Below are 19559 nucleotides of genomic sequence, written 5' to 3'. Positions count from 1 at the left end.
GGACATGGCGGATTCGTTCACACCTTCTCAGTTGCGGCTCTGGTCCACCAGCTTGTTCTTGGCGATCCAGGGCATCATGGCGCGCAGCTGGCCGCCCACCTGCTCGATGGCGTGGTCGGCGTTCTGGCGGCGGCGCGCCGTCATGCTCGGGTAGTTGGTGCGGCCTTCGAGGATGAACATCTTGGCGTATTCACCGCTCTGGATGCGCTTGAGCGCGTTGCGCATGGCCTTGCGCGACTCTTCGTTGATGACCTCGGGGCCGGTCACGTACTCGCCGTACTCGGCGTTGTTCGAGATCGAGTAGTTCATGTTGGCGATGCCGCCTTCGTACATGAGGTCCACGATCAGCTTGAGTTCGTGCAGGCACTCGAAGTAGGCCATCTCGGGAGCGTAGCCGGCTTCGGTCAGCGTCTCGAAGCCCATCTTCACCAGCTCCACCGCGCCGCCACACAGCACGGCCTGCTCGCCGAACAGGTCGGTCTCGGTTTCTTCCTTGAAGTTGGTCTCGATGATGCCGCCCTTGCCGCCGCCGTTGGCCATGGCGTAGGACAGGGCCACGTCGCGGGCCTTGCCGCTCTTGTCCTGGTACACGGCGATCAACGACGGCACGCCGCCGCCCTTCAGGTACTCGGAGCGCACGGTGTGGCCAGGGCCCTTGGGCGCGACCATGATCACGTCCAGGTCGGCGCGCGGCACGACCTGGTTGTAGTGCACGTTGAAGCCGTGGGCGAAGGCCAGCGTGCCGCCCTGCTTGATGTTCGGCGCGACGTTGTTCTGGTACACCTCGGGGATGTTCTCGTCGGGCAGCAGGATCATGACCACGTCGGCGGCCTTCACGGCGTCATCGACTTCCATCACGGTGAGGCCGGCCTTGGCCACCTTGTCCCAGGAGGCGCCGCCCTTGCGCAGGCCGACCACGACCTTCACGCCGCTCTCGTTCAGGTTCTGGGCATGGGCGTGGCCCTGGCTGCCGTAGCCGATGATGGCCACGGTCTTGCCCTTGATGAGGGACAGGTCACAGTCTTTGTCGTAGAAAACTTTCATGGTCGCTCCGTTGGAAACTCTGTTCAGGGGAAAAAGGGGGATTGTCTTACACGCGCAGGATGCGCTCGCCGCGGCCGATGCCGCACGAGCCCGTGCGCACGGTCTCCAGGATCGCCGTGCGGTCGATGGCCTGCAGGAAGGCGTCGTTCTTCGACTGGTCGCCGGTCAGCTCCACGGTGTAGCTCTTCTCGGTCACGTCGATGATGCGGCCGCGGAAGATGTCGGCCATGCGCTTCATCTCCTCGCGCTCCTTGCCGACGGCGCGCACCTTCACCATCATGAGCTCGCGCTCGGTATAGGCGCCTTCGGTGAGATCGACCACCTTGACGACCTCGATGAGGCGGTTCAGGTGCTTGGTGATCTGCTCGATCACGTCGTCGGAGCCCGTGGTCTGGATGGTCATGCGCGACAGCGACGGGTCCTCGGTGGGCGCCACCGTGAGCGACTCGATGTTGTAGCCACGGGCCGAGAACAGGCCCACGACGCGGGAGAGAGCGCCCGCCTCGTTTTCGAGCAGGACGGCAATGATGTGTTTCATGGTGTGATTCCTCTTTTCGCCGCCCTCCCCCGGTGCCGGTAAGCAGCGGGCTCGGCGGGCAATAGATTCGTCAAAAATACTACTAAAAAAATAGCTGCCAGCGCTTGCCTGGGAAGCGCTGGAGCCCGATTTGGCTTAAAGATCCTCGGAGCCGAGCAGCATCTCGGTGATGCCCTTGCCGGCACGCACCATCGGGAAAACGTTCTCGGTCGGGTCGGTGCGGAAGTCCAGGAACACGGTACGGTCCTTGAGCTTGCGCGCCTCGCGCAGCGCCGGCTCCACGTCCTGCGGGCGCTCGATCAGCATGCCCACGTGGCCATAGGCCTCGGCCAGCTTCACGAAGTTGGGCAGCGCGTCCATGTAGCTGTGGCTGTAGCGGCCGGAGTACTCGATCTCCTGCCACTGGCGCACCATGCCCAGGTAGCGGTTGTTCAGCGACAGGACCTTGATCGGCGTGTTGTACTGCAGGCAGGTCGAAAGCTCCTGGATGTTCATCTGCACCGAGCCCTCGCCCGTCACGCAGAACACCTCGGACTGGGGCTTGGCCAGCTTGATGCCCATGGCATAGGGAATGCCCACGCCCATGGTGCCCAGGCCGCCCGAGTTGATCCAGCGGCGCGGTTCGTCGAACCTGTAGAACTGCGCGGCCCACATCTGGTGCTGGCCCACGTCGGAGGTGATGTAGGCGTCAGCGTCCTTGGTCATGTTCCACAGCGTCTCGATGACGTACTGCGGCTTGATGACCTCGGTGTTGCCACGGTCGTACTTCAGGCAATCGCGCGAACGCCAGCCCTCGATCTGTTCCCACCAGGCATTGAGCGCGCCGGCATCGGGGCGCTGCGTGGTCTCGCGGATCATGGCGATCAGCTCGGTCAGCACATCCTTCACGTCGCCGACGATCGGGATGTCCACCTTCACGCGCTTGGAGATGCTGGAAGGGTCGATGTCGACGTGGATGATCTTGCGGTCGTTCTGCGCGAAATGCTTGGGGTTGCCGATCACGCGGTCGTCGAAGCGCGCGCCCACGGCCAGCAGCACATCGCAGTTCTGCATGGCGTTGTTGGCCTCGATGGTGCCGTGCATGCCCAGCATGCCGAGGAACTTGCGGTCGCTCGCCGGGTAGGCGCCCAGGCCCATCAGCGTGTGCGTGACCGGGTAGCCCAGCATGTCCACCAGCGTGCGCAGCTCGTGCGTGGCATTGCCCAGCAGAATGCCGCCACCGGTGTAGATATAGGGCCGCTTGGCCGACAGCAGCAGCTGCAGCGCCTTGCGGATCTGGCCGCTGTGCCCCTTCTTCACCGGGTTGTACGAGCGCATCTCGATGCTCTGCGGATACCCCTGGTACGCGATCTTCTTGAACGACACGTCCTTCGGGATATCGACCACCACCGGGCCGGGCCGGCCGGTGCGGGCGATGTGGAACGCCTTCTTCATCGTCGACGCCAGGTCGCGCACGTCCTTGACCAGGAAGTTGTGCTTGACGATGGGGCGCGTGATGCCCACGGTGTCGCACTCCTGGAAGGCGTCCAGCCCGATGGCGGGCGTGGGCACCTGGCCGGAAACGATCACCATGGGGATCGAATCCATGTACGCCGTGGCGATACCGGTCACTGCATTGGTCAGGCCCGGGCCGGACGTCACCAGCGCCACGCCCACCTCGCCAGTGGCGCGCGCATAGCCATCGGCGGCATGTACAGCGGCCTGCTCATGGCGCACCAGCACGTGCTGGATGGTTTCCTGCTTGTAGAGCGCGTCGTAGATGTAGAGAACGGCCCCGCCCGGATAGCCCCAGATGTACTTGACACCTTCGGCCTGCATGGCCTTGACGAGGATTTCGGCACCCATGAGTTCGGGGCCGGCTGTGTTCTGTGCGGCTGCGAGTTCAGCCTTGGAGATTTCCATGATCAACCTTTGTGAATTTCTCTGACGAAAAACCTAGGGTGCCCCTTGCCTGCAAGCTCTTGTGGAGCCGGTTCGGAACTTGAGGCCAAGGACATAGACGCTAGGAGTGCGCGCCGGACCGTGACCCGTTTGCCTTTGAATTGCAGCTGGCATTATCGCACTGCAACAAGTCACGGTACGCGGCACGGCAAAAAAATTCCGCGCGATGCGATAATCCAGCCCCTTGACGCAAAGCACGGCACCTCGGCGCCTGCCCCGGCACACGATTTCCCCAGCGGGCTGACCTCTCTTGGCAACGGAACAAGAACTCTCCGACTTTCTCAAAAGCGTGGAAAAGCGCGCCTACAAGCGCTCGCTTTACCACGTGCGCAACGAGGAAGCAGCCCTGGACATCGTGCAGGACAGCATGCTCAAGCTGGCCGAGCATTACGGCGACAAGCCCCCCGCAGAGCTGCCGATGCTGTTCCAGCGCATCCTGTCGAACTGCACGCTGGACTGGTTTCGCCGCCAGAAGACGCGCAACGCGCTGTTCTCCAGCATGAGCGACTTCGAGGGAAACGACGAAGATGGCGCAGAATTCAACCTGCTCGAAACCTACAGCGGCCCCCATGGCGACGAAGCCGCCCAAAGCGCCGAAACGCTCACCCAGCGCGCCCAGACGCTGCAAGGCATCGAGGCGGAGATCCAGGGGCTGCCAGCGCGTCAACGCGAGGCGTTTTTGATGCGTTATTGGGAGGAAATGGACGTGGCCGAAACGGCAGCCGCAATGGGCTGCACGGAAGGCAGCGTCAAAACACATTGCTTTCGGGCCATCCAGACCCTCAGCAAAGCACTGAAGGCCAGAGGAATCACACTATGAACACCGCCAGCAACGCCTTGAACGAACAAGTCGCCGACCGTTTCGCCCGGCGTGTCACGGCCCGTCTGAGCGCAGGCAACGACGAATTGCCCTACGACATCACGGAGCGCCTGCGCGCCGCCCGCGAACAGGCCCTGTCCAAGCGCAAGGCCATGGCACCCGTGCGGCAGGTGCGAACGGCACCGGCCGTCGTCCACAACGGCCGCAGCGCCGCATTGGGCTGGGGCAGCGAGGGCGGCACATGGTGGCGCGCACTGGCCTCCGCGGTGCCGGTGATGGCCCTGCTCGTGGGCCTGGTAGTGGTCAACGTCTCCCAGGACGAGTACGGCGCTGCCGAAGTGGCCGCGGTCGACACCGCCCTGCTGACCGATGATCTGCCCCCATCGGCCTATGCCGACCCTGGATTCGCCCAGTACCTCAAGACCGTCAGCCAAGCCCCCGCCAGCCGCTGAGATCCGTTCAACCCGCCTGCATGCACTTAAAGCCAGCTCCCGCGAACCGCTTGCGCCTGCCCGCCGTGACCCTGGCCGCCGTACTGCTCGGCGGCCTGTCCGTGTTGGGGGGCTCCGTGGTACAGCAAGTGCGCATGGCGCCCAGCGCAGTTCCGCCCAGCATGGCAAGCGCCACCAAGCAGGGCACACGCGACGCAGGTCTCATGGCCGACCCCTCGGGCCCCGCATGGAGCGAACTGACCGCGGCACAGAAGCGCGCACTGGCGCCGCTCGAACAGCACTGGCCGCGCATGGGGGAAGTGCAAAAGCGCCGCTGGCTCGCGCTGGCCCATACCTTTGCCGTGCTCCCCCCCCAGGAACAGGACAAGCTGCACAGCCGCATGGCCGACTGGGCCAGCCTGAGTGCCCAGCAGCGTAGCCAGGCACGCCTGAACTACGCCGTCACCAAGCGTCTCTCCCCCGATGACAAACGCGCCCAGTGGGAGGCCTACCAGGCTCTGAGCCCTGAAGAGAAAAACCGCCTCGCAGCGCATGCCGGCCCCAAACCCACCGGTGCAGCCACCGCGCTGCACCCGGTCTCCCCGCGCAAGCTCGCACGCGTGCCGGCCGCCACCAATGCACCGGCGGATGCCGTGAACCTCCCCAAGATCCCGCCACAGCCCGATGGCAAGGCGCGCCCTGCCCTGCCCGTACCCCGCTTCGACATGCCGACGCACACAGCGCCCGTGATCGTGGAAACGGCCCCTGTGGACATCCCCTCGGCCGTCGCCACCCCGCTGCCCCCCCTGGACGCCGCATCGGCCACGGAAAGTCTGCCTCCGGCACATTCCCCCGCCGAGACATCCTCCCCCCTGACCCCTGGCATCTACGCCCCGAACTAGGAAACTGCTCCCGCATGCCCCATGCCCAGGCCGCCGCCGTGACCGACTTGACCGCCCCACCCCTGCCACGGCGCCTGGCCTGCTGGCTGTACGAAGGCATGCTGATGTTCGGCGTGGTCTTCATCGCCGGCTACCTGTTCAGCACACTGAGCCAGACGCGCAACGCACTGGACAACCGCCATGGCCTGCAGGCCTTCCTGTTCGTGGTCTTCGGCATCTACTTCACCTGGTTCTGGGCCAAGGGCCAGACCCTGGCCATGAAAACCTGGCACATCCGCGTGGTCGATAGCCACGGACGGCCGCTCACGCAGCCGCGCGCGCTGCTGCGCTACGTGTTGAGTTGGCTGTGGTTCCTGCCACCGCTGGCCGCCGTCGCCCCGTTTGGCTTGCCGGCCGGAGAATCCACCGTGCTGCTCCTGGGCTGGGTCGCTGTGTGGGCTATCCTCAGCCGCTTCCACCCGCAGCGCCAATTCCTGCACGATGCCCTGGCAGGCACGCGGCTGGTGCAGGCACAGCGGCCCCTCAACGCCTGACCAGCCACACCCGGCCCCCTAGTACTCCGTTTCACCAAAACATTGACATGAAATCGTGCCTTTGTCCGCCATGCTGCGTTGCAAATCCTCGCGATAGCTACGGCTATCGCTGCGGTTTGCGCCTTGCCCTGAACACGAATCCATCGATTTCATTTCGTGCAGCTATTTACGGGACAGCACCTAGGTAGCGCTGCGACAATCGCACCCCATGTCTCCCCCCCCCCCCCCCCATCCGGCCAACCCGCAGAAGGCGCGCACCGGGCTCCACCGGCTATGGCACGCCACGGGCTACTCGCTGGCCGGGCTTCGCGCAGGATGGGATGAGAAAGCCTTCCGCCAGGAAGCCATCGCGGCCTTCGTCATGGTGCCGCTGGCATTCTGGCTAGGACAGAACTGGGTCGAAGTGGCATTGCTCGCAGGCAGCGTGCTGCTGGTGATGATCGTCGAACTGCTCAATACCGGCATCGAGGCCGCCATCGACCGCATCAGCCTTGAATGGCACCCGCTCGCCAAGCGCGCCAAGGACATGGGCAGCGCAGCCGTGCTGCTGGCCCTGCTGGTGTGCGCAGGCATCTGGTCTGCAGCCCTGTACCAAAGGTTTTATCCATGACACAACCCGCTTTTTCGATCTGCGTCTATTGCGGCTCCCGCCCTGGCAGCGACCCGCTGTTCACCACCGCCGCCCGCGCCGTGGGCCACTGGATCGGCGAACACCAGGGGCAACTGGTCTATGGCGGCGGACGCAGCGGCCTCATGGGCGAAGTGGCGCACGCCACGCGCCAGGCAGGCGGACGCGTCGTCGGCGTGATCCCGCAGGCACTGGTGGACAAGGAACTGGCCAACCACGCCTGCGATGAGCTGCACATCGTCCAGACCATGCACGAGCGCAAAGCCATCATGGCCGAACGCAGCGACGCCTTCATCGCCCTGCCCGGCGGCATCGGTACCTTCGAGGAACTGTTCGAGGTCTGGACCTGGCGCCAACTCGGCTACCACGACAAGCCTATCGGCCTGCTCAACGTGGCGGGCTACTACGATGCCCTGGACGGCTTCCTGCAATCCAGCGTGCGCAGCGGCTTCATGGGCGAATGGCAAATGGGGCTTGTGCAGATGAACGACGACTGCGCCGCCTTGCTGCGCGATCTGGTCGAGGCGGCGGGCTCCGCCAAGCAACAAGCCCCGCTGCGCGCGGTGATCTGAGTCAGATAGCGGCGTCGTCCAGTTCCCCAGTGCGGATGCGCACCACGCGCTCCACAGGGGTGACGAAGATCTTGCCGTCGCCGATCTTGCCGGTGCTGGCCACACTCACGATGGCATCGACGCAGCGATCCGCATCCTCGCTGCGCACGACGACTTCGACCTTCACCTTGGGCAGGAAGTCCACCACGTACTCGGCGCCACGGTACAGCTCGGTGTGCCCCTTCTGGCGGCCAAAGCCCTTCACCTCGGTAACGGTAAGGCCGTTGACGCCGCACTCGGCCAGGGCCTCGCGTACCTCCTCGAGCTTGAAGGGCTTGATAACGGCAGTGATCATTTTCATGATGGGGCAATCCTTGGAACTATCGATTCGGTGGGAACCGTCTCATTCCATTTCCAGATCGATCGAGCACGCGAAGGCGAAGCGCAGACAGTGCTAACGCACGGCAAACGAAGCCGACAAAGCAATCGATTGATCTGGAATTGGAATCAGGCACGGAAACGGTTCGTGATGGGGTAGCGCCAGTCCTTGCCGAAGCCGCGGCGGGTCACGCGCGGCCCGATGGGGGCCTGGCGGCGCTTGTATTCATTGAGCCGGATCAGGCGGGTGACACGGTCCACGTCGGCCCGGTCATAACCTGCGGCAACGATGGCCTCCAGCGGTTCGTCATTTTCCATGTACCGGGCCAGGATCGCATCCAGCACCTCATAAGGCGGCAAACTGTCCTGGTCTTTCTGGTCCGGGCGCAGTTCGGCGCTGGGTGGCCGCGTGATGATGCGCTCCGGAATCGGGTTGGCGCAAGTGCCATACGGGTCGTGGGCATTGCGCCAGCGCGCCAGCGCGAACACCCGGGTCTTGGCAACGTCCTTGATGACAGCGAAGCCGCCCGCCATGTCACCATAGAGCGTGCAGTAGCCCGTGGCCATTTCGCTCTTGTTGCCCGTGGTCAGCACGACGGCGCCAAACTTGTTCGACAAGGCCATGAGCAGGGTGCCCCGGATGCGGGCCTGCAGGTTTTCCTCGGCCGTGTCCTCGGGCCGGCCGGCGAACGCGGGCGCCAGTGCCGCCTTGAAAGTCTCGAAGGGAGGGGCTATGGCGATCTCCTCGTACCGCACTCCCATACGCGCCGCCATGTCGCGCGCGTCGATCCAGCTGATGTCGGCGGTATAGGGTGACGGCATCATCACCGCGCGCACCTTGTCCGCCCCCAGTGCATCGACGGCGATGGCCAGCACCAGCGCTGAATCGATGCCCCCGGACAGCCCCAGGAGCACCCCCGGAAAACCGTTCTTGCCCACGTAGTCACGCACGGCCAGCACCAGCGCGTTCCACAGATCGGCTTCGGGCGTGCCCATCGGGGCAACGTCCGCTTCTATTTTGAGAGCACCTTGCGCTTGCTGTGCCTTGCAAAACAGCAGTTTTTCTTGAAAACCAGGCCCACGTCCGGCGAGTGCACCGTCAGCCTGCAGCGCAAACGAGCGACCTTCAAACACCACCTCGTCCTGCCCCCCGACAAGATGGGCGTAGACCAGGGGCAACCCCGTCTCCCGCACCCGCTCGCGCATGACGGCCTCGCGGTCGCCACTCTTGCCCAGATGGAAAGGCGAGGCATTGATGACGGCCAGCACTTCGGCGCCCGCAGCGGCCGCACGCCGCGCGGGGGCGGCAAACCACGCGTCCTCGCAGATCAGCAGACCCACGCGTACGCCCTCGACTGTGAACACGCAAGGCGCATCGCCCGGCACGAAGTAACGCCGCTCATCGAAGACCTGGTAATTGGGCAGCTCCTGCTTGGCATAGGTCTGCTCTACCACTCCATGGCGCAGCACGCTGGCGGCATTGTGGCAAAGCCCCCCCTGCGCGCGGCGCTGGGGATGTCCGAGCACGATGGCCATGCCTTGCAGCTCCGCTGTTTCACGCGCCACCTGCTGCACGGCGTCTTCACAAGCGGCCAGGAAGGCCGGGCGCAGGTACAGATCCTCGGCAGCATAACCGCACAGTGCCAGCTCGGGCGTCAGCAGCAGGCGCGCGCCAGCGGCATGCGCCTCGTGCGCAGCCGCGATGATCTTTTGCGCATTGCCGGGCAGATCCCCCACGACAAAGTTGAGCTGTGCAGTACAAATAGAGAGCGTCATGAACCAGTTGCGACCATTGCGACCACACGGGGGATGAGATGAGTGGGAAAAGCAGCAATTATCACCCGTGCATCCATTTGCCGCAGGACAGCAGGCGATAGGAAACAAAAAAGCCTTCCAAGCTTGAAGCTTGAAGTGAATCGCCCCATACCAGTTGAAGTCCCCTCGAAAACCTGAACACGCCCACGTGCTCCTCCAACTCGCGCACGGCGCGCGACAGCGCCGATAAGTCCACCGAAATGCGCTCGGCCGCACGGTGGAAATTCTGCTCTTCGGCCACGACCCGGAAATAGCGGAGGTGGCGCAGCTCGATCATGCCGGCTCCGTCAACAAGCCGGCCAGCACATTGGACACCCCAAAAAACATCCGGGCAGAGCGTGACCCAAAGGCTGGCGAAGCTGGCTCAGGCATGCGGTGCTACTGCCTTTCGCGCCGGCCATCCTGCATGAAGGGCCGCAGGCACCACGCGCTGAACCCCACTGCCGGAATACCCAGCGTGGCCCACGACAGCGCATCCCACATGCCATCCCCCACCAGCGCCGAGACAAGCCCCACGATGCTGACCATGGCAGTCAGCAGAGGCCAGCGGAAGATAAGCCACAGCGAACGTGTCATGCGACGGCCTCATTTGCTCCCGTTGGCGAGCGCACTTTGGCTTTCCTACCTGCTGGCTTTCTCAACCACAGATAGATGCCGCTGCCCGATACCACAATGGTCATGAGTGTCAGCAGCATCCAGACGATCTTGAGTGGCAGGCTGCCGTAGTCGCCGAAGTGCAGCGGGCGAGAGAGGAACAGCGTCTTGGCATACCACGGTATCGGGACGAAGCCTTTCAGTTCGGCCGTCTTGGCATCAATCAGCGCCAGTGTCAGCAAGCGGCTGGTCACTGGCGTATCTCCCAAGTACACGGCAGTGAAATGCCTTGGGCTGCTAAACGTCCGTCCGGGGTAGAAAATGCTGATCAGACGATGCTCAGGTGCGGCTTGGCGGGCGGTGGCAATCACCGCATCCACCGGAGCGCGCTGCATCACCAGTGGCTCGTGCTTGTAGGGCGCGACCATTGGCCCTAACTCGTTGGCCTGCCAACTTCGGGCGACCTGTCCGGCCAGCGTGTTGAGCACGCCGGTGAGCGTAACCACTGACAGCCACATCAGCGTCACGATACCCAGCAGGTTGTGCAGATCAAGCCACAGCACACGTGGGCCGCGCGCAGCGCGCACGGTGGCAAAGTCCAGCTTGCGCATGAAAGGGGCATACACCACCACGCCCGAGACGATGGCCACGAACATGAGCAAGCCCATCGCACCCAGGAACAGCATGCCCGGCTCGTAGAGGAACAGATCCACATGGAGCCGCTGCATCACGTACATGAAGCCCTCACGCGCAGGCGGCTCCTGCAATACAAGCCTGCCATCACGCTGGTCGAAAGCGTGCGTGTGCTGGCCCGGCCAAGGCGCATTGGGAGGCGGATCGAGCGTGGCTGCCGTGCTGACGAGCAGTACATCGGGCTCCTCCTCTTCGAACGACACGGCGGTTACCACATGGCCCACGGGGCGCGATGCCAGCGCTTGCTCGGCCAGATTTTGTAGCGTAGGTCGGGGCGTACCTGGAGCGACCTCGCCCAGTTCCGGGTGCGGGTCTAGCCAGTGGTGGATTTCGTCCTTGAAAATTAGTGGCAGCCCGGTGATGCACAGCATTAGAAGAAAGGTCATCGAGACCAGACTGCTCCACTTATGCACCCACAACCAGCCTTTCAACGTGGCAGTGCGCATGTCAGAAATCGAATGTGGCAGAAAGTGTGGCTGTGCGCGGGCTGCTCAACGAGGTGTAGCCGGTGTAAACACTTTCCCAATAGTTCTTATTGAATAAGTTATCAATGCGAAGCCGCAGGGTTGTCGGTTTACCGGCAATCGTAGTCTTGTACCGTGCACCGATGTCCCAGCGAGTCCAAGAAGGAATCTGCTGAGTATTCAACTGGTCCAGGTACTGCTTTCCGGAATAAGCCAGTCGGGCATTCAGCGATAGACCGGGCGCCCACAAAACATCCCATTCCGCGCCAATGTTGACCTGTAACCCAGGCACCCCGGGCGCATGTTTTCCAACCAAGCCCAGGGTTGCCGATTCGACCAATTTACCCTGCATCAAGGTCACACCGCCAAGCAATCGGATATTGCGCGTTGGTGCTCCGAAAATGCTCCACTCGATCCCCCGGTTTCGTTGCTTTCCGTTCTCTGCGTACAGGTTGCTGGTGGCATCGAGACTGGCACTTGGTTTCTCGATCTGAAACACACTCAAACTTGTGCCTAGACCCCGCATATCGATTTTTACACCTAGTTCTTGCTGCTTAGACTTGTAGGGTGGCAGGGTAATGCCAGCATTGGTCGCATTGGTCGGGGCCATGCCACCCTGGCTTAATCCTTCGGCATAGTTGGCGTACCAAGAGACACTAGGCGACTGTTTGAGCACGATGCCTAGCAATGGTGTGTTGGCGCTTTGCTCGTACTGGCTGCTCACGCCACCGGCGGTAGCGTTGTAGTTCTTCGTTGCCACGCGCTGATGCCGCACTCCTGCGGTAATAAGCAGTGAATCACTTAGGAACGAAGCAGTATCTGCAAGCCTAATACCGTCGAGAACGGAATCTGAGGTTTTAGGCTTGCTTGTAGGCCGGGCGGGGGTCGGAACTACCACTGGTTGGTAGATGCTGGACGTAACGGAGGTTCCGAACGAATAGGCGAGAAATCTGTCGGCCTCATACCGGCTAACGCTTAGAGTTGCCCGGTGAACTACAAAGCCAATGCTGAAATTCGAGCGCAGCCCAAGTTGACCAGAAATATTGTCGCTGGCGCTAATGCTGTACACCTTGCGCGCAGCAAAAATGCCGGTAGCATCTACGTTAGCCGCCGCAACAATGGACGGTAATCGGAGCTATCTCGTTGATACCCAATGCCGAAGAACCCCTCAAATCCATTGCCGAAATTATGCTCCCCTCCGATAACAACCGCTGTGCTCTGCTTATTACACTGTTCTCCAGAAAATATATTGCGATCAAAGCTCGGCGCTTCCAGCACATTGCCGGAAAAACCCACGTAACGCCCCGGCCCCTTAACTTTTTGTTCCTGCGTGATGACATCCAAGGCGAGCCGCGTATTGCTACTTCTATAATCCGCCCCGATAGCAAGCAGGCCGATGCGCTCGGACTGCTGAGGCAAGGCGGTGTCGCCGTTCAGGAAGTAGCCGTTCACCCGAACGCCAACTTCTCCTGATTCTCCGAAGCGGCGCCCTACGTCTAGATGGCCTGCGCTTCTCGAATCGGACAGATAGCTGGCTGTAAAGCGCGTTAGCGGATCATCGGGCGCCCGTTTGGTGACGATGTTGATGTTGCCGCCCACCCCGCCGCTCGGGCTCATGCCATTGAGCACTGCGCTGAGGCCTTTGAGCACCTCGACCCGCTCCGCAGCTTGCAACAGGCCTCGCGCACCAGGAACCAAGCCCGAAAGCCCATTTAGGGTCGCGTCAGTCCCTGAGACTTCGAAACCGCGAATACGAAAGTCCTCGCTGACCGCATCGGCACCGTTTTGCAAGCGCACGGCTGAGTCGTTGGCCACGATGTCCGAAACCGATCGCACCTGCTGGTTCTCGATCAATTGCGCCGTATAGCTGGTGATGTTGAAGGGTGCATCCAGAAAGTCTGTACGACCTAGCACCCCCAAAGATGCACCGCGTGCCACCTGCCCTCCCGCATAGGCTTCGGGCAATTCGCCAGCACGCTCAGCCTGCGCGATCACCTTCACCTCCGCCAGCGTCGCCGCATCCCCAGCCGCGGGTTGCACAGGCGACGCCTTCAGCGTGAACACGCCCGGCCGGGCGCTGTTCACCTGCACGCCGCTGCCCACCAGCAGGCGATCCAGCGCCTCGCGCGGCGCCAGGCGGCCGTTGAGCGCGGGAGCGCGCTTGCCCGCCACGGCTTCTTCCTCGAACAGCACTTGATGCTTCGATTGTTCGGAGAAGACGCGCAGGGCGCTGTCGAGCGGCTGCGCCGGGATGTTGAATTCGGCTTGCGCCGACGGCTGTGCCCACGCCGCCTGGGGCGCCACCATGGCCGCCACCGCGCCAGCCATCAGCGCCGCTGCGGCGCAGGGCTGCAAAGACATTCCCCACGCAATATCGCGGCGCACACCTGCCACGAATGCCCCTCGCGCGAGTGCGCTCCTCAGTTTTGCCTTCTTCTGCATCCGTATCGCTCCTGCCGGCCGCACGCGCAGCCGTTGATTGCACATGGCGCTGCCCTGCGCGCAGGAGGTAGGGCTGAGACAGCGCAGTCCATGCCGGCCCAGCCCTTCGAGGGCGAACGCCGAGCGGATGGATGAAGACCCAGCCCGCCTTTGGCGGCGGGCTTGCTGCCCGCGCCGCCAAAGGCTCCTGCGCGCAGGGTGCGCGCCGCTTTTCTTGGCGCCTTTGGCTGGGGGCTCGGCTGGAATGAGCGCTTGGCTGGAGGCTGTGGGGCGCGAAAGAATCCGCACCCTCACCTCAATAAATGGAAATTGGCACCTGACTGGGAACCCAGTGCACCACACTCAATTGAAACAAAATGAAACTTAAACCGGTTGCACGGGCATCAGCGCCGGCTGATGACATAGCTGCCGTCCGCTTCGTGCTTCACGCGCACGGGCAAAAGATTGGGCAAGGCGTCGAGGAAGACACCAGGCATACGGATGTCGGCATAGCCGGAGACAGCGAGCCCCTGGATCTGCCCGTCGCCCCGCAAAACAACTGGCCGGCCGAGGTAGCGCGCCACCTCCTGCGCCACTTCAGCCAGCGGCGTGCGGCGGAAGACGAGGCGGCCGCCACGCCAGTCGCCAACGCTTTCGGCCATGGCGGCAACGGGCTGGTAGCTGCCGGTGGCGGGGTCGATGGAGACGCCATGCTCAGGCCCCAGGGCGAGCACGCGGCCAGGATCAGCGCGGTTGGGCGTGACGTGCACGCGGCCTTCGAGCACCTTGACGACGAATTGGGGCGGCGCCGCGCGCACGTTGAAGCTGGTGCCGACCACCGCCACGCGGCTCTCGCCGCTGTCCACCGTGAAAGGCTTGGACGGGTCCGGAGCCACCTTGAAGAAGGCTTCGCCCCGGTCGAGCACGGCCTCGCGGCGGCGCGGGTAGTAGCGCAGTTGGAGCGTGCTGCCAAAGTTGAGATTGACCACCGAGCCGTCCGGCAAGTCCAGATGGCGCGTCTCGCCGGGGGCGGTGGCGACGTCGAGCGTGTAGCTGGGGGTGTTGTCCCACCGGTACCAGCCGCCTGCGGCCAGCAGTACGCAAAGCGCGATGGCGGCGGGCGCGAAGGCACGGTGGCCCGGCAGGCTGGCCCAGAAGCCTGGCCGGCCCGGCACCTGGGTGGCGGCGGGCCGCACCGGCGGCCGGGCCGCGCTTTTGGGTGGGCGCTGGCGGGTTGTGTCGGAAGCCAGGGCAGGACGCGGAATTGCGGAGAAGTCTGCCCAGGTGCGCGACACGCTGTCGAAGGCCGCCTGGTGGCGCGCAGCGGCTGCGAGCCACGCCTGGAAGGCGGCTTCGTCATCGGGCGTCCAGCTCGCGTCGCGCCGGCGCATGAACCATTCGCTGGCGGTTTCGTGCAGGGCGAGGTCTGGCGCCTCGCTGGGGAAATGCGGCATGGTCATCGGGGTTGGCGGGCGCTCGTCGTGTCGCCTTCGTGTTCTTCGTCGTCGCCACCCTCTGGTCGCGGCGGGTGCTTGAGCCGCATTTGCTCGGCGCTGGCATACAGCACGCGCACTTCGCAGTACGCCATGGCCCGGCCCAGGTGCTTGACGACCATGCGGCGCGAGATGCCCATGTGCGCGGCTACTTCGTCTTGGGTGAGGCCGTCGAAGCGATGGAGGACGAAGGCCTCGCGCTGGCGCTCGGGCAGTTCGTCCAGCGCCTGTTGCAGCCGCGCCATGCGCTGGCGCTGGGCGGCGGCGTGCAGCGGATCCGCGTCATCCGGGGCGGCGAGGTTTTCAGCTTCGGCGTCTTCGAGCAGCACGGTGCGCAGCGTGCGGCCAGCCTGGCGCTCGCGCGCTTCCTCGGCCATGCCGTTGCGAACGATTTTGTGCAGGTAGGCGCGGGTTTCGTCGGCGCTGGCCAGCGGGGCATTGGCCGCCATGAACTTGACGACGGCATCGTGCAGCGAGTCTTCGGCCGGCGTGTCACTGCTGCTGGCACGGCCCAGGCCGCGCAGAAAGGCCCGGCGCCAGCGTGCATAGACCTGGCCGATGTGGGTGGCAGGCGTGGCTGCGGCAAGCGGCTCGGCGGGGACGCCGGGCGAGTATTCCTCCCGCTTCATGCGCTGCCTCCACCAGGCGTGCAGGCCCGCGCCGCCCAAGGCCATGCCAGGGCGGCGGCGGTAGCAAAGGCGAAGGTCTGGAAGAAAAGCACGGGGCGCACCGGTACGCCACTGATCCGGATTGGCGGAGCCCCGTGCGTCTGCGAACGACGTGGGACTGGCGGGCTTGGCTACGTGCGGATGTCGAATGGCCGAATGAAATCGAAGGTGATTTTACCGGGGGCGATGGGCATCGCCGGGCTGCGCTGTGGTGGCCGGTGCAGCCGGGCCGGCCGGGTGCCTGCTGGCGGGTAGCCATCAGACACCCATGCCGCGCTGCCGGCCGAGTTGCCAAGTCACCGAGGAGCCGCGCACCACGGCGCTGATTTGCTGGCCCAGGCGCTGCTCGATCACCGGCCGCCAGGGCACCAGCGTGAAGCCCAGGCCGTCGTCGAGCATGGCGAAGCGGCCGCTGGCGAGTTGGATGGACTGGCGGTAGACGCCGCTGGCCTGCTGGCCGTCCTTGAGCGGGCGGAAGCTGCGGCCGGTCTGGGCTTGCAGTTGCTTGCCCGCGCTTGCCAGTTCGCGGTCGCGCAGGGTTGCGAGCAGGCTGCGGGCCAGGACGATGCGCTGGCCTCGGCGCTCGGCCAAGCCCTGCCCGGCGAGGAAGTCGGCGCGGCGGTCCATGGCCCCGCGTGCCTGGGCGCCGAAGCCCTGGGGCGCCAGGGCCTTGCCTTCGTCCAGCAGTTGGTGGTCCAGCCAGGTGGCGCCGAGGGCGCGTACCTGCTGGTCGATGGGCAGGTGGGAGCGCAGTTCGATGGTTTGGCCCTGGGCCTTGCCAGCGTCGTGCCGCTGTGCTTGCGCCTGCAGGTCGCTGGGAATCTTCCAGACGCCTTCGGCGACGCGCTCTATGATACCGGGGCTGCGCAGCGCTTCGAGCCGGCGCACATGCCAAGCCTTGACTTCATCGGCCACAGCATCGGTCAGCAACTTGGTCAGTTGCTTGAGCAGCCCGTTCTCCCCAATCAGGTCTTCAGGTTTCTTGTAATTGGCCAACAGACCAGACAGCAGTTCTTCAGGTACGTCGTGTTTCTTGGTGCTCATAGTGCTTACGGACACGCCGACTTGCGCCGGCGGTGGATTGTCCGTTTACACAAAATTCTGCACACCCTCCCCCTCAGCTTCGGCGAGCACCCGCGGCAGACGCTCGGGTGGGGTGCGCTGAATGGCCGGAAGTTTTCGACGGTCATGAGAGGAGGCCTTCCCCTCGTTCAGAATGAATGCGGGGCATCAGCGGCAAGTCGCCTGAAGTTCGCTTTGCCTCGGCGATCCACGCGGGGACAAGCGTGCTCCAACGCGGCGACCAAGATCGCAAACAGAAGGTTGGCCGGCGAGGCGAAGATGGCTGTTCGCGCGGAAAGACAACCAATAGGTCTTTCGCCCCTGCCGTGCCCCTGAAACAAAACAAGGACCCGAAGGTCCTTGTTTTTACTAGCATTTTTTGGGGTGGCTGATGGGACTCGAACCCACGACGACAGGAATCACAATCCTGGACTCTACCAACTGAGCTACAGCCACCGTAGAGCCTTGCATTATAGAGTGAATTCCTATCGCCCTACCCAATTTTCTTCATTTTTCTATTCCGAAGGATTCAGGATTGCGGGCGCGGCGCCTTGATCTGCACCTTGAAGCGATCCTTGAGCATCTCGTAGTACGCAATGCCTTCAGCTGTCCCAAGCCACTGCTGGAACTGCTGGCGTTGCGCGGCGTCTTCCTCCGCCTGCTTGGCGGCTTCACGCGGCTGTACACGATTGACCTTGACCACAGCATAGCCCTGCCCGCCAAGATCGACCCCGGTCCATGCCGGCAGATTGTCGATGCCCGTGTGCAATGCCGCATCTACCACGGCACGCGGCAGGCTTTGCAACTGGTCACGCCCGACGGTCACGGCAGCAGACAGGCCCGTGGCACCTGTCGCATCCCCCTTCCACGATGCGAGCTTGGCCTGCCCCTCTGCGCGCGCCAGTTCGGCGGATTTCTCGGCCACGTACATGGCACGTACACGGTCCCGCACCTCGTCATAAGGCAACGTACGTGCTGGCGCATATTGGACGATGCGCCCCGAGACCATCATGCTCGGCCCCACTTCGACCGCCTCGGTATTGCGCTTGTTCTCAATGGACTCCGAGGAAAAGAGCGCCTCCAGGAAACGCTGATTGGCCAACGGGCCCTGAACGCCTGGCAGCGGCGTGCGGGCGACATGCTGCGCAGTCTGGACCTTCAGCTTGAGCTTCTCGGCCGTGGGCTGCAGGCTGTCTGCCTGTTCGTAAACACCATTCGAGAAGGCGTCAGCCGCCTCGGCGAATTTGCCTTGGGCCTGCTGCTGCTTGAGTTCAGCTTCCAGCTTGGCGCGCACCTGCTCAAAACTCGGCGGCTGCGGCGTTTTCACGTCCGCGAGCTGGATGATGTGGTACCCGAAGTCGCTCTCCACCACATCGCTGATGTCCCCTTTCTTCATGGAGAACACAGCGTCTTCAAAAGGCTTCACCATCGCGCCGCGTGCGAAGAAGCCCAAATCGCCACCGCCCGGGGCCGAGCCGGAATCCTGGGAGTTTTTCTTGGCGATCTCGGCAAAACCGGCAGGATTTTTCCGCACCTGCTCCAGCAGTTCCTCGGCGCGCACCTTGGCCGTTTCACGCACTTGTGCGGAAGCATCCTTGGTGGCATTCACGAGAATGTGGCTTGCGCGGCGCTCTTCCTTGCCAGCAAGGCGCTCCTGGTTTTCCTTGTAGTAGGTGCGCAGATCGTCTTCGCTCAGCGTAATACCTGCACGCACCGCATCCAGGTCGAGTACGAGGTACTCCACGGTTGCTTCTTCGGGCTGCTGGAAGTTGGCAGCCCGGCTTTGATAGAACGCCTGGAGATCGGCATCCGAAGAAACGACCTTGCCCGCGTAATCCTGTGCGTTAAAGCGCGCAACCTGAATCTCACGGCGCTGGTACAGGGCATCCATCGCCAACTTGAACTGCCCCTCCGTGCTGAAGGACGATTGCAACACGCCCCCCAGCACCTGGGAGATAGAAAGATCGCGGCGCATATTGGCCTCGAAGCCCTCGGGGGTCATCCCCTGCGCACCGACCAACGCGCGGTAGGCATCGGCATCCAGCGAGCCATCCGGCCGCTTGAGTGCCGCGATCGCCGGGATTTCCTTCAGGGCACTGGCCAGCCGCGCATCGCTGGCAACGATATGCATTTTCTGCACGGCAGCCGTCATCACCTGATCACGCACCATGCGCTCCAGCGTGGCATAGCGCGCCTGCGGCGAATCCAGCAGCTTGGGGTCCACCGAGGGCGACTGGGCGCGGATGCGATCGCTCTCCATCCGGTGCGCGTTGTCCCAGTCCGACTGTTTGATGTCATGGCCATCCACCCGCGCCACGACCGGGCTCGACTCGGAGAAGTAGTTGCGATCGATGCCCACCAGGACGAACGAAGGGATGACCAGCAAGAACAACAAGATCATGCCGAACTTGGAGTGCTTGCGGATGGATTCGAGCATAGTCAACAATCTTTCAGGGCTGGCAAAAGAAAAGGCGAACTCGCGTTCGCCTTTGTTCGGTGGTGGGTGCTGACGGGGTCGAACCGCCGACCTACGCCTTGTAAGGGCGCCGCTCTACCAACTGAGCTAAGCACCCCACCTTGACT

General features: G+C 63.5%; 20 protein-coding genes and 2 tRNA genes. 6 read left to right on the top strand and 16 right to left on the bottom strand.

Annotated features, from left to right (window positions below; translation table 11 throughout):
• Positions 1-27: 27 nt before the first annotated feature.
• The 3 genes from ilvC to YS110_00750 form a co-directional block, all read right to left on the bottom strand.
• On the bottom strand, positions 28-1044 hold the full coding sequence (ilvC, locus tag YS110_00760) for a ketol-acid reductoisomerase (protein ID UJB63395.1): 1017 nt from the start codon (positions 1042-1044) through the stop codon (positions 28-30).
• A gap of 46 nt (positions 1045-1090) precedes the next feature.
• Positions 1091-1582: an acetolactate synthase small subunit gene (gene ilvN, locus YS110_00755; protein ID UJB63394.1), complete on the bottom strand. Its 492-nt coding sequence runs from the start codon at positions 1580-1582 to the stop codon at positions 1091-1093.
• Between the two features lie 135 nt (positions 1583-1717).
• A complete protein-coding gene (locus YS110_00750) occupies positions 1718-3484 on the bottom strand; it encodes an acetolactate synthase 3 catalytic subunit (GenBank protein UJB63393.1) in 1767 nt (588 codons plus the stop codon).
• A 289-nt stretch (positions 3485-3773) separates the two neighbouring features.
• Here YS110_00750 and YS110_00745 point away from each other — a divergent pair, with 289 nt between their 5' ends.
• From YS110_00745 to YS110_00720, 6 genes are all read left to right on the top strand, one after another.
• Positions 3774-4343 (top strand): RNA polymerase sigma factor, encoded by a 570-nt coding sequence (locus tag YS110_00745; protein UJB63392.1) that lies wholly within the window; start codon positions 3774-3776, stop codon positions 4341-4343.
• Positions 4340-4795 carry a DUF3619 family protein gene (locus tag YS110_00740; protein UJB63391.1) on the top strand — a complete coding sequence of 152 codons (456 nt, stop codon included), beginning with the start codon at positions 4340-4342 and terminating at the stop codon, positions 4793-4795. Before YS110_00745 ends, YS110_00740 begins: the two co-directional genes overlap by 4 nt.
• A 20-nt stretch (positions 4796-4815) precedes the next feature.
• Positions 4816-5676, top strand: a complete 861-nt coding sequence (locus YS110_00735; protein ID UJB63390.1) for a DUF3106 domain-containing protein — start codon at positions 4816-4818, stop codon at positions 5674-5676.
• 14 nt (positions 5677-5690) lie between these two features.
• Positions 5691-6209 carry an RDD family protein gene (locus YS110_00730; GenBank protein ID UJB63389.1) on the top strand — a complete coding sequence of 173 codons (519 nt, stop codon included), beginning with the start codon at positions 5691-5693 and terminating at the stop codon, positions 6207-6209.
• A gap of 208 nt (positions 6210-6417) precedes the next feature.
• The gene (locus YS110_00725) at positions 6418-6819 is read left to right on the top strand and encodes a diacylglycerol kinase (GenBank protein UJB63388.1); all 402 of its coding nucleotides are present in this window, start codon (positions 6418-6420) and stop codon (positions 6817-6819) included.
• A complete protein-coding gene (locus tag YS110_00720) occupies positions 6816-7409 on the top strand; it encodes a TIGR00730 family Rossman fold protein (GenBank protein ID UJB63387.1) in 594 nt (197 codons plus the stop codon). The genes YS110_00725 and YS110_00720 overlap by 4 nt, the downstream gene beginning before the upstream one ends.
• A 1-nt stretch (position 7410) precedes the next feature.
• Here the strand turns inward: YS110_00720 and YS110_00715 are convergent, their stop codons facing one another.
• The 13 genes from YS110_00715 to YS110_00655 form a co-directional block, all read right to left on the bottom strand.
• Positions 7411-7749 carry a P-II family nitrogen regulator gene (locus YS110_00715; GenBank protein ID UJB63386.1) on the bottom strand — a complete coding sequence of 113 codons (339 nt, stop codon included), beginning with the start codon at positions 7747-7749 and terminating at the stop codon, positions 7411-7413.
• Between the two features lie 146 nt (positions 7750-7895).
• Positions 7896-9542, bottom strand: a complete 1647-nt coding sequence (locus YS110_00710; GenBank protein ID UJB63385.1) for an NAD+ synthase — start codon at positions 9540-9542, stop codon at positions 7896-7898.
• 61 nt (positions 9543-9603) lie between these two features.
• Positions 9604-9855, bottom strand: coding sequence for a LysR family transcriptional regulator (locus YS110_00705; GenBank protein UJB67306.1), 252 nt, complete (start codon positions 9853-9855; stop codon positions 9604-9606).
• 104 nt (positions 9856-9959) lie between these two features.
• Positions 9960-10157 (bottom strand): hypothetical protein, encoded by a 198-nt coding sequence (locus YS110_00700; GenBank protein UJB63384.1) that lies wholly within the window; start codon positions 10155-10157, stop codon positions 9960-9962.
• Entirely contained in the window at positions 10154-11314 is a 1161-nt protein-coding gene (locus YS110_00695) for a PepSY domain-containing protein (GenBank protein UJB63383.1), read from the bottom strand. Before YS110_00695 ends, YS110_00700 begins: the two co-directional genes overlap by 4 nt.
• Position 11315: 1 nt before the next feature.
• On the bottom strand, positions 11316-12401 hold the full coding sequence (locus YS110_00690) for a TonB-dependent receptor (GenBank protein UJB63382.1): 1086 nt from the start codon (positions 12399-12401) through the stop codon (positions 11316-11318).
• Positions 12402-12430: 29 nt separating this feature from the next.
• On the bottom strand, positions 12431-13774 hold the full coding sequence (locus tag YS110_00685) for a TonB-dependent receptor (GenBank protein UJB63381.1): 1344 nt from the start codon (positions 13772-13774) through the stop codon (positions 12431-12433).
• Between the two features lie 383 nt (positions 13775-14157).
• Positions 14158-15213: a FecR domain-containing protein gene (locus YS110_00680; protein UJB63380.1), complete on the bottom strand. Its 1056-nt coding sequence runs from the start codon at positions 15211-15213 to the stop codon at positions 14158-14160.
• On the bottom strand, positions 15210-15875 hold the full coding sequence (locus YS110_00675) for a sigma-70 family RNA polymerase sigma factor (protein ID UJB67305.1): 666 nt from the start codon (positions 15873-15875) through the stop codon (positions 15210-15212). The genes YS110_00680 and YS110_00675 overlap by 4 nt, the downstream gene beginning before the upstream one ends.
• Positions 15876-16172: 297 nt before the next feature.
• The gene (locus YS110_00670; protein UJB67304.1) at positions 16173-16925 is read right to left on the bottom strand and encodes a DUF3363 domain-containing protein; all 753 of its coding nucleotides are present in this window, start codon (positions 16923-16925) and stop codon (positions 16173-16175) included.
• Between the two features lie 431 nt (positions 16926-17356).
• A tRNA-His gene (locus tag YS110_00665) sits at positions 17357-17432 on the bottom strand.
• Between the two features lie 73 nt (positions 17433-17505).
• Positions 17506-19413: a SurA N-terminal domain-containing protein gene (locus tag YS110_00660; GenBank protein ID UJB63379.1), complete on the bottom strand. Its 1908-nt coding sequence runs from the start codon at positions 19411-19413 to the stop codon at positions 17506-17508.
• Between the two features lie 60 nt (positions 19414-19473).
• A tRNA-Val gene (locus YS110_00655) sits at positions 19474-19549 on the bottom strand.
• Between the last annotated feature and the right edge of the window lie 10 nt (positions 19550-19559).

The organism is Acidovorax sp. YS12, assembly GCA_021496925.1.
In the GTDB taxonomy this organism is placed as follows: Bacteria; Pseudomonadota; Gammaproteobacteria; order Burkholderiales; family Burkholderiaceae_C; genus Paenacidovorax.
This window is presented reverse-complemented; position numbering and strand designations above follow the sequence as displayed.